The sequence below is a fragment of the Intestinimonas sp. HCP28S3_D6 genome (assembly GCF_052065695.1).
Classification (GTDB): domain Bacteria; phylum Bacillota; class Clostridia; order Oscillospirales; family Oscillospiraceae; genus Intestinimonas.
In genome coordinates, this window is record NZ_JBQHTM010000021.1 from 24469 (window position 1) to 38175 (window position 13707).

Genomic DNA, 13707 nt, shown 5'->3' on the forward strand with positions numbered 1-13707 from the left:
TAAAGCAACAAGGAGTGATGGGAATTGCCGTGCACTTCCCATCACCCATTGCATTATTGGAAATTACTTAGCCGCATCCGTACTCCATTGGCCACTTGTCTTGACGCCACGGTTGACATCGTTGAAATTGATGAGGGCACCGAGGTAAAGGCGAGAACCGATGGACGAAGAACTAGGATAGGTGGAACCGAAGTTCCCGGTCCCGGAACGCGAGGTCGTGTTGCTCACGAGCGCATTGTCCCACTCGGTCGCGTTGTTGTCAAGCATTCCATAGGTGATGGCGTAACGGTTATTGGAGCGGCTACTCACCGATACGACCCATTCGCGGTTGTAGAGACGCTTCATGCTGGACGAGGAGCAGCCGACCAGTTCATCGGTACCAATGTTGAAGTTATAGTACAGAACTTCGCGGTCGCCGTCGCTATACGCAAAAGCCGGAACGCACAGCGAAGAAATAATGGCAATGGCGCAGATCATGGAGAACAAAATCTTCAGCTTTTTCATACTTTATTCCTCCCTTTTATTAAGAATACGAGTGCTCCAATTTGTCTAAGGACAGTATTCCAACCACATTGGAATCACCTCCTTGTAAAAGTAATTACTTATGTTTATCTTGAACGCGTTCATCTCTATATACGAATATGCAATGTCATTTTGGACAGTGCTCAAAATAATTTTTTTGACATTATGCAAGATGATTTTACAAAATTTTTTTAGCGTGTCCAAAATTGCTTTCTTCCATCGTTATTATGTATGACAAAGGAGGAGGTGGTTTTATTCGGAAACATTTTCTGACTTTGGCTTTGGTATTTGCTGTTCTGTTGCCTATCTTGTCATAATAAAGTAACTACCTGCTGTGCGTCTGTCTGGCCCCTCTCTCCTTTGATGTAACTACGACAGGATATTCTGTTATTGTTATTGTAAGTGGAGATCTACCTGCGGATAAGGACAACGCCACAAAGAGAAACACCTGTCGTCTCACAGCTAAAGTCAGAATCAATGAAAAAGCATATCTCTACTTCAAAACTTCAGAGATATGCAAATTCTGGTTATATCCAGAATACACAAAAAAGGGGGGTAAATCTGATCTTTTAATCCTAAACTTAAAACGGAAGGACAAATTTTAGCCGAGTCATCTTTCTTATCTGAACATATAGTCTAACTACGGTATAGATTTTGAAAAGATGCCGACTGACACAACAAATTTCTGAGGTGCAGTATGAAAAAGCTCAATAAGATTCTTTCTGTGGTGATGTCTTTGGCTATCGCTATGTCCCTTTCGGTCAGCGCTTTGGCGGTGGATACTGATACGAGTTCCAACGAAGCCCTTATCACCAACTACCTGGAGAGCATCAACTCCGGGGATTGGAATGATTGGGTGTCCTTCTATGCCCCCTCCGTCCAGAGTGACTATCAGGCATTCGTTTCTAATGATAGCAACCTGGAAAATAATACTGGTATTCTTACTGTCAATTCGGTTGATGTGCTCTCTGTTGAGAAGGTGGACAACAGCTACGCTCCCAAGGTTTACCCGGAGCTCATGGAATATTTCGCCGACGAGTCCACTTATGAGTGTTATAAGGTCGATATGGCTACTACCGTAAATGAGGATAACGGTTACTTCTCCAATGGTACCAGTAGCCATCTGGTCATCCTTGTCAAAGACAATGATGGCTGGCACGTCGGTACCCTACTTGGTTGCCCCAGCGAACTCAATGGTGTGACTGCGCTTTCTAACATTACCCCTCGTAAGGGTTATGGCTTCTGTGACTGTGGTTCCGAGCCCAGCACGATTAACGTGATGGACGAAAAAGGTACTGTGCATAAGAATGAGAGCTTTGAAGAGTTTGTTGTAAACGCGACCTGTAATGAGATTGGCAACATGGGTTATGATACCGATGCTCTGAAAGCCAATATCATGGCAGTCAAGATGTGCGGCTGGTGGGCTGTTGAGGCAGAATATCGTCAGTCTTATGGTTGCGACATTAAGAACGGCGATGTCAACTACCGCAGTAAGCTCAATACCACCAACGCAAATACCCAGACTGTCCGAGATGCTGTAAGCGATTTGGATGGTTGGCGTATGGTTAGTAGTTCTGGTACCGGTGGTAAGCTGTTTTACGCAGCCTTTTTTGCTGGCAGTTCTAATTCGACTGGCAAAGGTACCGGGCAACTTCGTCAGAACGGTTCCAACTATCTTGCCACATCCCTCGGATATGACTGGAAAGAGATCCTGCATTATTACTACGATAATTCCAGCTATAACAATCCCAACGTAGGTACCGTTCAGATTACCAACAGCTGATTAGGACCTATGTTCATCCGCATACTATACTTCTAATCCTGTCTTCTTCTGTCCAAGCAAGGGTGCTTGGACAGAAGAAGATCAATTCTGTATAAGGAGGCATATCTTTATGAAAAAATGGCGCCCACTTATGGGCTTATCGGTATCGTTAGGCATAGTTCTTCTGATGCTCAGCGCCTGTACGCAGGCTAATCCGTCTCCCCAGTCTTCCTCTGATTTGCCTGATGGTGATGGGTATACTCTACAACAAATGACTTTTCCTGAAAGCGACGCCGAAAAAACCGATTTTAACAAAGCCATCTTTGAAGTAACGCCGTTCAATATTCAAGTTGCTCTCCCCGATGGGTGGTCCGTTGGTGAATTTGATCCCCAGGCAGAAACCTATTTGTATAGCGGTGTCTGGTCCCGTATCGGTATCTATGACGAAGAAGAGAATTGTGTCGGCGCTGTCGGCTACAACACCTTTGAGTTGGACGAAGGAACCGAAGGTGAGTTGATGGCTATTTACAATCAAATCGCTCTGGGGAATGACTATCAGTTTGATGTCAAAAACAGTTATACGGTCGTCAAAGAGTCAGATGCGGGGGAAACCGCCACAGTTGATGTGTACTATTCTCCTGTCCTTTCTACTACCTCCGATTCTGAAAGCGCCCCCAAAACAAATTACGGTATTCTCTCCTATAACAGCGACAAGTCCGTTTATGTCGCTTTTGAAATTGACAGTTCTATCTCCAATGAGACAATTACATATATCGCCAACAGCATCGAGTTCATTGACTGAGTATTTGAAGCAACAGGACTTTGATTCTGAATTGGCTGCATACTCTAAAGCCAACGGAAGTTTTTCGACCTATACCGGGAAAATTGATGGTGGCGACCCAGTCATTCTAACCTCGATGCTGCTCCAACCTATAGCGAACATTGGGTTGTTGGCTACGGGTATGATTACGACCAGTTCGTTGTTAAGTACAACCAATTTCCCATCGTGGATGATGGTTGGGTAATGTTGACATTAACATAAATTGGAAGTATGTTAATGATTTATTTGAAGGCGGAGTGAGCTTATGAAAAAGAAAGTCTTGAGCAGTGTTCTGGCTGCTTGTTGTTTGGTGGGGTGCCTGTCCATTCCGGTGGCTGCGGCCGAAGCTCCGAAGGCCGTTGATACGGACGCTATGTTAGATGGTGCTGTTGCTGCGATTACTGATGATGACGGGAATGTACTCCAGGCCATTGATGTAGATATGACCGTGAAAGAGATTCCGGCCTCTCGCTCTTCCGGTGTTACTACCTATGTGGCGACCTATGTGGCCAGGGCAAATAAAACCGACAGTGGCACCACCACTAAGGATGATGTAGTTGCAACTGCTACCGTTACCTGAACGATATACTGGGAACCACCAACGAGTTAATTAGTGTGAGTGGTGGTTGGACTGTGAGCGGTACAACTCTTTCCAGCCGCAAGGTGGCTTATGGGTCTAAAACTCTGAATGGGGAGACCTATACTGAGACTAAAACCCCGTACTCCAACAGCTTTTATTATTCTCCTGATGACATTACTGGCTACACCCTTTATGTGAATTCAAGCGCAAAAATTAAGTCTACGGGGAATACAATCTCTCTCTATGTGGAGAGCAAGATTACCACCTGATCTATTATGAAGAGACTTGCACTTATTTTTACTTGCCTTCTGCTTTTAAGCGCTTGTTCTTCCCCCCAACAAAGCGATGAAAATGTAAATCCATTTTTTAATGCCGAGGTTGTTCGTTGGGATGCCGATGAAGTTTTACTCTCTCCAGTTGTTCCTGATGAAGAAATTGATGACCAATTTGCTTTGTTGGAGGAGTTTACCATTCCCGCGTCCACTTTTGAAGAACATGGGATAACGGCATTAGAGAGCGGCGATATGATACGAGTTGTATGTTCTGGTCTCCAGAAGATGACGATTCCAATCCTGTATCTCTTGACACTATTTTTTCCATTTATCTATTGGACGCAGACGGCAATATCCTTGATAAATAAAGGCTTAGGTAAACAGACAGGGCTACCGAAAAGGTAGTCCTGTTCTTTTTGAACAAATGTGCTATGATTATGTTCTGGGGATAAACGGAGCAAGAGAAGGCGGGATTCCAGTTATTAGAAAATGATAGCCGCATTTTCCATAACTAGGCCTTGTTTGAAAAATAGGTAAATGCCAATCCACAGGCCACGGATCGATGACGTCACACTTCGGCGGGATTGTATAGGAGGCGTTCCGCGAAACGATGTACTCACGGATCGCTTTGGCACCGTAAGCCTTATCACCAAGAATGTTACTTCCTTCCATTGGGACTTGGCAGGGTAAGGAAACCGCATGAATAGAATCGTGGTCACTGCCGGAACTGAGCATGAAAGCCAGTGGATTGCCTAAACCATCCACTAAAGTATGAATCTTTGTATTTCTGCCGCCTCTGGACACACCAATGGCTTTATTCTCAGGTTTTTTTCCCGCCATTGGCACTTTGATGCACCTTACAGGATGTAGAGTCGATGGAGATATTTTCAAAATCCCCGTCTATAGCGAGAGCCTGGAAAACTGCGTCAAAAATCCCTGCATCTCTCCACTTCCGAAAGCGGGCATATACTGTCTGCCACGGACCGCACCTCTCCGGAAGTTCTCTCCACGGCGCCCCACATCTGGCTTCCACAACATTCCATTTAATGCTGTGCGGTTATCATATTTTGCCGGGCGTCCGCGCTTTCTTTCCTTCGGTTGTTCTGGCGGCAGCATATCCTTGATTCGATTCCACTCACTTTCTGTGAATTCGCCATTTCATAGGCCATAGTAACTTACAACAGCACTGGCGGCGGCGCTCGAATTACCTCTGAATTGAAAAGTCACAGGAGATGTGGCCAAATAGCCCTCTTTGATGGTAATCTCCGTGTAGCCATCATTGCCCTCGTCCAGAACGTAGGCCGAATCGCAAATTTGAGTACCGCCAGAATTAGTCACACGGCACTGAATTTTTCCGAAGAAATCAGGGCCAGAAGAAGGATAAACAGAGTGGCAGCGGGCATAGACGGTGGAATAGTCTCCCGTGCGGCTGCTAGTACCCGCCGTTTTTCAAACTTGGTTTTCAGGGAGCGTGATGTTCTGTTTGTAAGCAGCAAAGGCCGGGACCGACATCACAAAAGTCATTGCAATGAATGTCTTATTTGCAAGTTCCTTCAACCGAAAATCTTGAAAGATTTTTCCCTGAAATGTTTGTATCCACAGTTAGTTTATAGGTTTTTCCTCTCGAAACTTTGACTTCGCCGCTAAAGTCAAGATCGCCAGTAGAAGAATCTTCCCAAGTCTTTATGCACTGGGTTCCTTGCCATAATTTTATCGTAGCTTTAATCGAATCAGAAGACCTATCAGCTACTACGAACACCGAACAGACAGCAGTTGTTCCATCAAAAGATATTGATGGGACAACTTGTGCCACACGTCGTGTAGCTGCATAGGCCGTAGAAGAAAAAATCATGAGAAAGACAAAAAAGATAGGAACAATAATCTTTTTCAAAAAGAACAACCTCCTTCATGCGCTTATATCCTATAAACGAATGAAGGAGGTCATTTTGGACAGTGGATTTAAAAATATTTAAAATTATTTTTCTTGAACACTCTCAGCCATTTTTACTAGAGTTCCCTCTGGAAATGCCCCAATAATACAGAAGCATATATCATCTTCTGATATCCAAACGAGTGCATTAGCAGATGATTCTTCAGCAGCTTCATAGAATTCTGCTGAATTATTCCCCACTTGGACGGAATATATTTTTTCATAATCTGAGGCAAGAAACAAACTTAAAGCATCATTTCCTTTTAAATAAGAAAAAGTTATGCGCTCCCCAGAATCGTTTTCATAGGCTATGTACGTTTTTTCAGAAGCAACACGGGTTTTAAGCATTGAAAAGCCTTCTGGCAACCATGTAGGCTCATATTGCTTGTCCACATTTTCTGTCGGAAACTGTCCCGTAAATCTATATTCAACAAATGTTTCATATTGTTCACGCACCCATGCAAAAAATGCGGCGCGTGCCTCAACATCAAAAGTCAACCACGTGCCGCTGAAAAGAATTGCCACTAGAATAAAGCAGGCCACTCGTTTAGGCAACTTGTAAAGGACGGGGTGCTTTGCTTTCCGAAAAATGCGGTGCATCTTTTTTTGAAACAATGGAGAAAACTCATGTTTGCACTCTTCTGGCGCTGGAAGAGACTCCCTGATTGCCTGATCGGCTTCCGCAGCTGCTCTTTTTAGCATCTCTTCACTTATCACAAAATTCCCTCCTTTTTACATATTTCTCTCAATTTGTTTTTTGCTCGTTGATCTAGTTTGATTGCGGCGGGTAAAGATATTTCCATCATATTAGCAATTTCTCTAACACTATATCCATGATGGTAACGCAGTAGAATCATTTCCCGATATCTGGGCGGTAATTCCAAGATACACGAAGCTAGAGCATTTTCTCCGTCATAACGTACATTTGAGCTGTGTATTTCATCAATTAGTTCAACAGTTTGAATTTTTTGTCGCTTTCGATATTGATCTATTGCTTTGTTCTCAACAATAGTAACGACATATCCATGTGTTTTTGGACACACCGGATCATCAATTTTTTTAATGTTTTCTGCAATTTTTACGAACGCCTGATGCACAGCATCCTCTGCGTCCTGTTCATTATGTAAAATTTCATAGGCCACATGATACATAAGGCCACGATACTCCAGATAGAGGCGTTCAAATTTCGACTTCTCTTCTGGTGTTTCAATCATTTGTAGATAGATTATCAACATACCCACCCCCAGTTGGTACCCACTGCTATTGTACCATGTAGGTCCATCTTTCAACAAGCAGAAAACCACATGGTTTTTTTGCAGATATTCTTAATTCATTTCTTATGTAGCAAGATAAACGGTAGGTGCCAGTTGGGCACCTACCGTCATTTCCCTTGATTTAGCCGTGCGATAAGACCGAGCAACATAATCAAATCATCATCTGACAGTGTCCTGATACCATCCAATGCCTTTTTAACCAATTGTGGATTACTTTCGGATGTATCAAAAAATTGCAGTGGTGTAATTTCAAAATATTCACAGATGTTCAGAAACTGCTTCATGGACGGTAATGCTCTACCAGAGGAAATAGCTTGGATGTAACTTCGATTCTGCCCCAAATCCAAGCTTAGCTGGTATTCTGAAATCCCTCTTTTTAAACGCAATTCAGTAATCCGATTTCTGATGAATGTTTCGTCCATAAGTCCACCTCTCTGGTGGCTAGCATATCAGAAAGATTTCCCAAGCATTGAATATTATTTGCGTTATATTCATCGTATTATTTGCGTTTATGCATTATTAAATTAGCTATTTTCGTTTATTGCCCGTAATTATCTGATAAGGAATCATTACTTCGTGACAGCGCTAAGATGTTAAAAAAGCATAATGCGCAATTGATGACAAGATGTTCTTCTTTCTATTTACTTGAAGTAAATAATGTGTCCAAAATCAATTTTATTATTCGTTTATAAAAAATGGATTATACATTTTTCCTGCTAATGCAAAATTAAATACTTTTTGCAAATCAAAAATGGGTATAGCAAAGCTGACCACCACAGCTTCATGTTGCGCTGGCCGTGTATATGAAGGACTGTTTAGGCTATATTTTCGAGTTGTTCCAGATGGATGGTTGCCAATTACGCACTATATTGGGAGGTGGAACATGAACGCTGTTGGAATTAATGTCTCGAAAGGAAAAAGCATGATTGCCATTATGCGTCCTTTTAGAGAGGTCGTGGCCTCGCCCTATGAGGTTAATCACACCTTCAGTGAATTTGAGGAATTGACAAGATTCCTGAAAAGTCTGAAAGGTGAAACAAAGGTCATCATGGAGTATACCGGCAAATATTTTGAACCAGTTGCCAAGCCTCTCCATGAGGCGGGGATATTTGTTTCCGTCGTCAATGCCATTCTCGTGCATGACTACGGTGGAAACACATTACGTCGCGGAAAACGGATAAGAAGGATGGCATTAAGCTGGTAAACTATGCGTTAGACCGCTGGATCGATTAGGTGCTTAAACAATGGAAGGATGGCTGACAGTCTCGTATTCGGACGCAAAGGCCCAAGGAGTGACTCGTCAGACCAATTATCCCTTCCATTGTAGCTAAGGCATGAGAACGAATAAAGCCTGTCCGGCTGACAGGCTTTACCCGACAAATAAATTATAGTAGTAATGAGAGACTTTGAAACAGAATCATAATGTACTCCATCCACTTGGCGACTTTTATCTTATAGATAAGGGTCGCTTTCTTTGTATTGCTGATAAATTTGGGGTAAACCGCCAATGACTCCTATTTTTAGAACTTCGATTATCCATACATCATCAGCAAAGGCGACAATGTAAAGTTGCCATATTGACAGAAGAAAGGGGATGATGCCAGCCACTGCGCGCCGTCTGTATCAGCGGACAAGGAGTAACGGTACCATGAATCAAAAAATTCGCGGCATTGATGAGTTGCTTTTCGGTCCACATCAACGACACACTGTTTTCAATATACAAATTTCAATAGGTGTCAGCCAGCGTTTTTGTGCGCGGGAGTTTGCCCCAAGTGGGGACAACCCCCCGCCTGCCGGTATTGCCTACCCTATTGGACTTCTCAATGCGCATATTCAGAAAGCGGCTGATTTTGTATCTCGATACAAAGTCAGCCGTTTTCAATTAAGGCCACCTGAACAAAGAATCAGGGGACCGCCACCTCCGATTTGTTTTCAAAAAAAATCGGAGGTAATTAAATTGTATAATTATCGCAAAAGCGACTATGCGATAAACAAAAACAGCAAAAACATTGTTTATCGCTTTCATAATGAAATTGTAGAAATCACACTGGAGGATTATCTGAAGGAGAATCCTGACAAAACGGAAAATGACTTTGCGGAGCTGAAAGCCGTTTCCGATCAAATCTACTATGAGCAGGATCGAGCAGAGAGTGCCCAGACCCGTAAGGATGTTTCGATTCATGGATTGGAGGAAACAGAACATTGCGCTACCCGTCCTTTGGATGAAGAATGGGAAGAACGGATTGTCGAAATACAAAACCGTAAATATGCCTGGAAAGCCCTGGAGCAGCTTTTTACAGTAGGAGCATTGACCGAGGTTCAGAAGCGGCGGTTCCGGCTTCATGTTTTTCAGGGACTTTCTACCCGGCAGATTGGTCGGATGGAAGGGACAAGCCATCAAGCCGTCGCCAAGTCCATAAACCTGGCGATTGACAAGCTGAAAAAATATTTTGCGGCACAGGGTTGACACCCCTGCGGTTTCAGGACGATAGGTGAAAGGCATTCTTTCGAGTGTTCTCCTTTCACCTGTTCCTTGACAACCGCATACTCATTCATTAGTAACTTCCCCCTTGCCAGTGCGATGAGCAGAAGCCGATTCAGGGGCCGCGCCATGATATACGGACATGATGAGCAGATCCCACCTGATTATCATAATTGGTCTTGCATACAATCCTGTTCCGTATGAGCGAGTAACGGCAGCCTGTAAAAACCGGGCAGCACCCGGTGCGGCCATGACCGGCAACGGGTATAATGGTACTCCTGTCCAGCCACAGCCCTGCTTGACCGCAGGATCACGCAATGGGGGCAGCTCGGAGAGATCCTCGGAGGGGTGAGATTCCCGTGGGCCGGTTCGCTGCTGGCCGCTGATGACTTCCCAATATGTGCGGGGTGTCAAGGACAAATGGCACATATCCAGAAAACAAATCGGATTTTGTATTTCGCCGGATGCAGGGCAGGTCTTTTGGCCTGCCCTGTTTCCGGCTTACTTATATTCAGGAGGTCAGATTATGCGAAAGGCTATCCGGCGTGGTGATCTGTTCTATGCAGACCTGAATCCGGTGGTCGGTTCCGAGCAGGGCGGAATCCGCCCTGTTCTTATTGTTCAAAATAATGTGGGAAATCATTTCAGCCCCACCGTTGTTGCGGCAGCCATCACCAGCAGAAAAGCCAAGAGCAGCCTGCCTACCCATATTTTGCTGGAGGATGTGCCGGGGCTTGCGCCTACCTCACTGATGCTGTTGGAACAACTGCGGACAATAGACCGGAAACGGCTCCGTGGTTACATTGGGCGTATCAGCGAGGAAAAAATGCTGGAGGTGGATGCGGCGCTGGCTGTCAGCATCGGCATAGGATTCCCCAACGAAAGGAGAACTTACAATGTATGAAAATGACGGCGGCCTACTCTCTCCCAGGGATGCCTACCGATTAATGTTGAAGGATTACCCGGATGTGATGGACATTGGTCAGATGTGTGAGGTGCTTGGTGTTAGCACAAAGACCGGGTATAAGCTGCTCAAGGGTGGCAAGATCGAATACCTAAAAATTGGGCGGGCTTATCGTATCCCCAAAGCCCACATTCTACGCTATTTGAAAATTACCTGTTCCACTTTGGTGGAGTAACAGGCTATGGTGTCGATATTCGCCGGATGGACGCAGAAAGTTAACAATTCAGACGCGGATTTACCTGGAGTTTTGTTCTGTCCGATGATACAATAAAGGTGTCATTGGTAGGTGAACTCAATACCGCAAAAGGAGGAACGACCAAGTATGCCAGCGGTACACCTGCAAGAAAACAATAAACTGATCTCCGGCCATGTGGCCGAGAAAAAAGGGTATCTCTATTGGGTTCTAAATCTTACCGATGAGAATGGCAAGAGAAAACCCAAATGGATTCCCACTCACAAAAAAGCCAAGGGCAACAAGACCTGGGCAAACAATATGCTCCCCGCCATCCGAAAGGAATGGACGGAAAAGTTGCTCCAAGAGGCGGCTGCACGGCAGTCCGTTTCTTCGGCAACGCCGGGGGGCCAGCCGTCCGCGGAGATTCCCTTTGTGGATTTCCTGTATCAATGGCTGGAGTATAAGTACAAGTCCGCCACCGGACGGGTGATGGACAGCAAGCCCATCGAACTCTCGACCTATGCGGGGTACGAACAGCAGCTCAACAACCCTATCGCCCCGTACTTCCGGGAGCATCCCATTGCCCTCTGCGACCTGACCAAAGACGATATTCTTACCTTTTATGAAAAGGAATTGGAGCGCGTCAAGCCATCCACCGTCAAGCACTATCACGCCCTGATCCATGGGGCGCTGAACTATGCGGTGGATAAAAAGCTGATCCCCGGCAACCCCGCCGACCGGATCATCATCTCCAAACCCGAACCCTTCAAAGGGGACTACTACCTGGATTCCGAGGTCCTGCACCTGTTTGAGATCATCAAGGGACACAAGATCGAGCTGGTAGTCCTTCTGGCCGCCTTCTACGGCCTGCGCCGCAGCGAGGTCATCGGCCTGAAATGGAGCGCCTTCGACTTCAACCACGACTGCGTTTCCATCCGGCACACGGTCACAACTTGCAGCGTCAAAGGGGAACGGCTCACCGTCAGGAAGGATAAAGCAAAAAACAAGTCCAGCCTGCGGACCTATCCTCTGATTCCCTTCCTGAAGGAGCGGTTGCTGGAGGCCAAGAAACAGCAGGAAGAAAACCGCAAGCTGTGCGGGCGGGCCTACAACAAGGAGTACCTGGGGTATGTCTGTGTCGATGTGATCGGCAACCTCATCAAACCCAACTATGTTTCCTCGACCTTTGGAAAGCTGCTTGCCCAGAACAATATGCGGCACATTCGGTTTCACGATCTTCGCCACACCTGTGCCTCGCTGTTGCTGGCCAACGGCGTACCAATGGAACAGGTGAAGGAATGGCTGGGCCACAGCGAGATTTCGACCACGGTGGACATTTACGGTCATCTGCAATACGCCACGAAAAAGCATTCTGCCGCCGCCATCGAGCAGGATATTGTGACCCCCATGCTCCAAAACCTGTCTACGGTTTCTCCGTAAAAAGAAAGAGGTCCACCAGCTTTTCGCTGGCAGACCTCATTGGCGGAGATGGAGAGATTCGAACTCTCGCGCCGGTTTTGACCCGACCTACCGCATTTCGAGTGCGGACCCTTCAACCGCTTGGGTACATCTCCAAATTTATGTTATATCCCTGTTTCTCGACCCGCCGACCAATTCAGCCGGTGGAAATCGGGAAGAACAACAGGATAGAACAAGCAACATTATTCAATTTGAACTCGACTGGAACCCGCATGGTTCCAAGGGTTTCAGCCGTTTGGCATTCCACATGGAAAACCTGATTTCGAATCATTACACCAGCTTGGATGATGACGGTAAATCAGGGACGATAGCGGTAACTACGGAACCCCAAAACACACCTCTCAAAGTGGCCGTCAGATGGCTACTCTCATTATAGCCATTTTCCCGCAAAATTCAAGCCGTGGAAATCGGGAAGAACAACAGGATAGAACAGACCCCAATTCACGATTTGAACTTGCCCGCAAACCCGCATGGTTACTGGCTTTTCGGCAGTTTGGACTTCCAAAGTGGAAACATGATTTCGAGTCAGCCCCGTTATGACCACTTCGATACCGCTGCATATGAAATGGTACGCGTACAGCGTACTTTATAAAAGATACCCTATTTTTTTCGCTTTGTCAATGCCGCGTCTTGAAGTCCTGGAGGCTTTCCGCTATAATATGGACCAATAGATCATCCGCCGCGGGTGCTGCCTGCCCCGGCGGCAGAACATATTGGGAAGCGAGGCTTTACTATGGACAGACCACGCATTTTGGTCTCCACCTCTAACGAACGGTGGATAAATTACGAACAAGCCATACTAGGTGCTGGAGGCATCCCCGTTGGTGGTTACTGCCCGGCTCCCGATTTTTCCTGCGACGGCCTTCTGCTTACTGGCGGTGACGATCTGGATCCCGCGCTCTTCGGTCAGACCAATCAAGGCTCCGAGGGCATCGATTCTGCCAGAGATCAGGCTGAGCTGATTCTAGCCAAGGCGTTTGCTGACGCCGGGAAACCCATTTTGGGCATCTGCCGCGGCCACCAGCTCCTGAATGTGGCCTTCGGTGGTTCTCTGATCCAGGACCTGGGCCCTGTAGGCAATCTGTTCCACCGCCGCACTCCCGGCATTCCCAAAGATAAGGTGCACCCTGTCCGAACTTTGGAGGGTTCCACTCTCGCGGCGCTCTACGGCACCATATTTGTCGCCAATAGCGCCCACCACCAGGCGGTGGATCGCCTTGGTGATGGCTTCACAGCCACTGCTTGGAGCGAATCTGGCGTCGTAGAGGCCATGGAACACACATCGCTCCCCATCCTAGCCGTTCAGTTTCACCCGGAGCGCATGTCCTATGCGCTCCGGCGGCCGGACACCGCTGACGGTGCCAAACTCTTTCACTGGCTCATGGACCATTGCCGGTGAGTTTCACCCAAACACCTTTTCTTTGATGCGTTCACGAGAGAACGGAGG

Annotated in this window: 15 protein-coding genes, 1 tRNA gene and 2 pseudogenes; 10 read left to right on the plus strand and 8 right to left on the minus strand. The window is 46.2% G+C overall.

The features are described 5' to 3' along the window. Nucleotides 1-63 precede the first annotated feature (63 nt). The gene (locus tag ACTNBK_RS08625) at nucleotides 64-504 is read right to left on the minus strand and encodes a hypothetical protein (RefSeq protein ID WP_320864540.1); all 441 of its coding nucleotides are present in this window, start codon (nucleotides 502-504) and stop codon (nucleotides 64-66) included. 715 nt (nucleotides 505-1219) lie between these two features. Here ACTNBK_RS08625 and ACTNBK_RS08630 point away from each other — a divergent pair. The 4 genes from ACTNBK_RS08630 (at nucleotide 1220) to ACTNBK_RS08645 (ending at nucleotide 4361) form a co-directional block, all read left to right on the plus strand. Continuing rightward, nucleotides 1220-2305 (plus strand): hypothetical protein, encoded by a 1086-nt coding sequence (locus ACTNBK_RS08630; protein ID WP_320864539.1) that lies wholly within the window; start codon nucleotides 1220-1222, stop codon nucleotides 2303-2305. A 109-nt stretch (nucleotides 2306-2414) separates the two neighbouring features. Then, the gene (locus tag ACTNBK_RS08635) at nucleotides 2415-3086 is read left to right on the plus strand and encodes a hypothetical protein (protein WP_320864538.1); all 672 of its coding nucleotides are present in this window, start codon (nucleotides 2415-2417) and stop codon (nucleotides 3084-3086) included. 283 nt (nucleotides 3087-3369) lie between these two features. Then, nucleotides 3370-3684, plus strand: coding sequence for a hypothetical protein (locus ACTNBK_RS08640; RefSeq protein WP_320864537.1), 315 nt, complete (start codon nucleotides 3370-3372; stop codon nucleotides 3682-3684). Nucleotides 3685-3959: 275 nt separating this feature from the next. Beyond that, the gene (locus ACTNBK_RS08645) at nucleotides 3960-4361 is read left to right on the plus strand and encodes a hypothetical protein (RefSeq protein WP_441135575.1); all 402 of its coding nucleotides are present in this window, start codon (nucleotides 3960-3962) and stop codon (nucleotides 4359-4361) included. 30 nt (nucleotides 4362-4391) lie between these two features. Here ACTNBK_RS08645 and ACTNBK_RS08650 read toward each other — a convergent pair whose 3' ends face one another. The 6 genes and pseudogenes from ACTNBK_RS08650 to ACTNBK_RS08675 all read right to left on the minus strand — a co-directional run bounded on the left by ACTNBK_RS08650 (nucleotide 4392) and on the right by ACTNBK_RS08675 (nucleotide 7582). Beyond that, the gene (locus ACTNBK_RS08650) at nucleotides 4392-4796 is read right to left on the minus strand and encodes a transposase (RefSeq protein WP_320864535.1); all 405 of its coding nucleotides are present in this window, start codon (nucleotides 4794-4796) and stop codon (nucleotides 4392-4394) included. Further along, nucleotides 4777-5090, minus strand: a pseudogene (locus tag ACTNBK_RS08655) (transposase); the annotation flags it as partial. The pseudogene ACTNBK_RS08655 and the gene ACTNBK_RS08650, both read right to left, overlap by 20 nt. Before the next feature lie 403 nt (nucleotides 5091-5493). Continuing rightward, a complete protein-coding gene (locus ACTNBK_RS08660; protein WP_320864534.1) occupies nucleotides 5494-5847 on the minus strand; it encodes a hypothetical protein in 354 nt (117 codons plus the stop codon). Between the two features lie 84 nt (nucleotides 5848-5931). Then, complete coding sequence (locus tag ACTNBK_RS08665) at nucleotides 5932-6603, minus strand: DUF4367 domain-containing protein (protein WP_441135576.1); 672 nt, start codon at nucleotides 6601-6603, stop codon at nucleotides 5932-5934. Further along, nucleotides 6600-7121, minus strand: coding sequence for an RNA polymerase sigma factor (locus tag ACTNBK_RS08670; RefSeq protein WP_320864532.1), 522 nt, complete (start codon nucleotides 7119-7121; stop codon nucleotides 6600-6602). Before ACTNBK_RS08670 ends, ACTNBK_RS08665 begins: the two co-directional genes overlap by 4 nt. A 146-nt stretch (nucleotides 7122-7267) precedes the next feature. Beyond that, complete coding sequence (locus tag ACTNBK_RS08675) at nucleotides 7268-7582, minus strand: helix-turn-helix transcriptional regulator (protein ID WP_441135577.1); 315 nt, start codon at nucleotides 7580-7582, stop codon at nucleotides 7268-7270. A gap of 461 nt (nucleotides 7583-8043) precedes the next feature. Here ACTNBK_RS08675 and ACTNBK_RS08680 point away from each other — a divergent pair. The 5 genes and pseudogenes from ACTNBK_RS08680 to ACTNBK_RS08700 form a co-directional block, all read left to right on the plus strand. After that, nucleotides 8044-8387: pseudogene (locus tag ACTNBK_RS08680) on the plus strand (IS110 family transposase); the annotation flags it as partial. A gap of 421 nt (nucleotides 8388-8808) precedes the next feature. After that, entirely contained in the window at nucleotides 8809-9627 is an 819-nt protein-coding gene (locus ACTNBK_RS08685) for an RNA polymerase sigma factor (protein ID WP_441135578.1), read from the plus strand. Nucleotides 9628-10168: 541 nt separating this feature from the next. Then, nucleotides 10169-10546 carry a type II toxin-antitoxin system PemK/MazF family toxin gene (locus tag ACTNBK_RS08690; RefSeq protein WP_320864528.1) on the plus strand — a complete coding sequence of 126 codons (378 nt, stop codon included), beginning with the start codon at nucleotides 10169-10171 and terminating at the stop codon, nucleotides 10544-10546. Next, the gene (locus ACTNBK_RS08695; protein WP_320864527.1) at nucleotides 10539-10781 is read left to right on the plus strand and encodes a helix-turn-helix domain-containing protein; all 243 of its coding nucleotides are present in this window, start codon (nucleotides 10539-10541) and stop codon (nucleotides 10779-10781) included. Before ACTNBK_RS08690 ends, ACTNBK_RS08695 begins: the two co-directional genes overlap by 8 nt. 147 nt (nucleotides 10782-10928) lie before the next feature. Next, on the plus strand, nucleotides 10929-12221 hold the full coding sequence (locus ACTNBK_RS08700) for a tyrosine-type recombinase/integrase (RefSeq protein ID WP_320864526.1): 1293 nt from the start codon (nucleotides 10929-10931) through the stop codon (nucleotides 12219-12221). Between the two features lie 40 nt (nucleotides 12222-12261). On the opposite strand, the gene ACTNBK_RS08705 is transcribed toward ACTNBK_RS08700, so the two are convergent. Further along, nucleotides 12262-12355, minus strand: a tRNA-Ser gene (locus ACTNBK_RS08705). A gap of 638 nt (nucleotides 12356-12993) precedes the next feature. Between ACTNBK_RS08705 and ACTNBK_RS08710 the strand changes: the two genes are divergently transcribed. Then, complete coding sequence (locus ACTNBK_RS08710) at nucleotides 12994-13659, plus strand: gamma-glutamyl-gamma-aminobutyrate hydrolase family protein (protein ID WP_441145332.1); 666 nt, start codon at nucleotides 12994-12996, stop codon at nucleotides 13657-13659. Nucleotides 13660-13707: the final 48 nt, after the last annotated feature.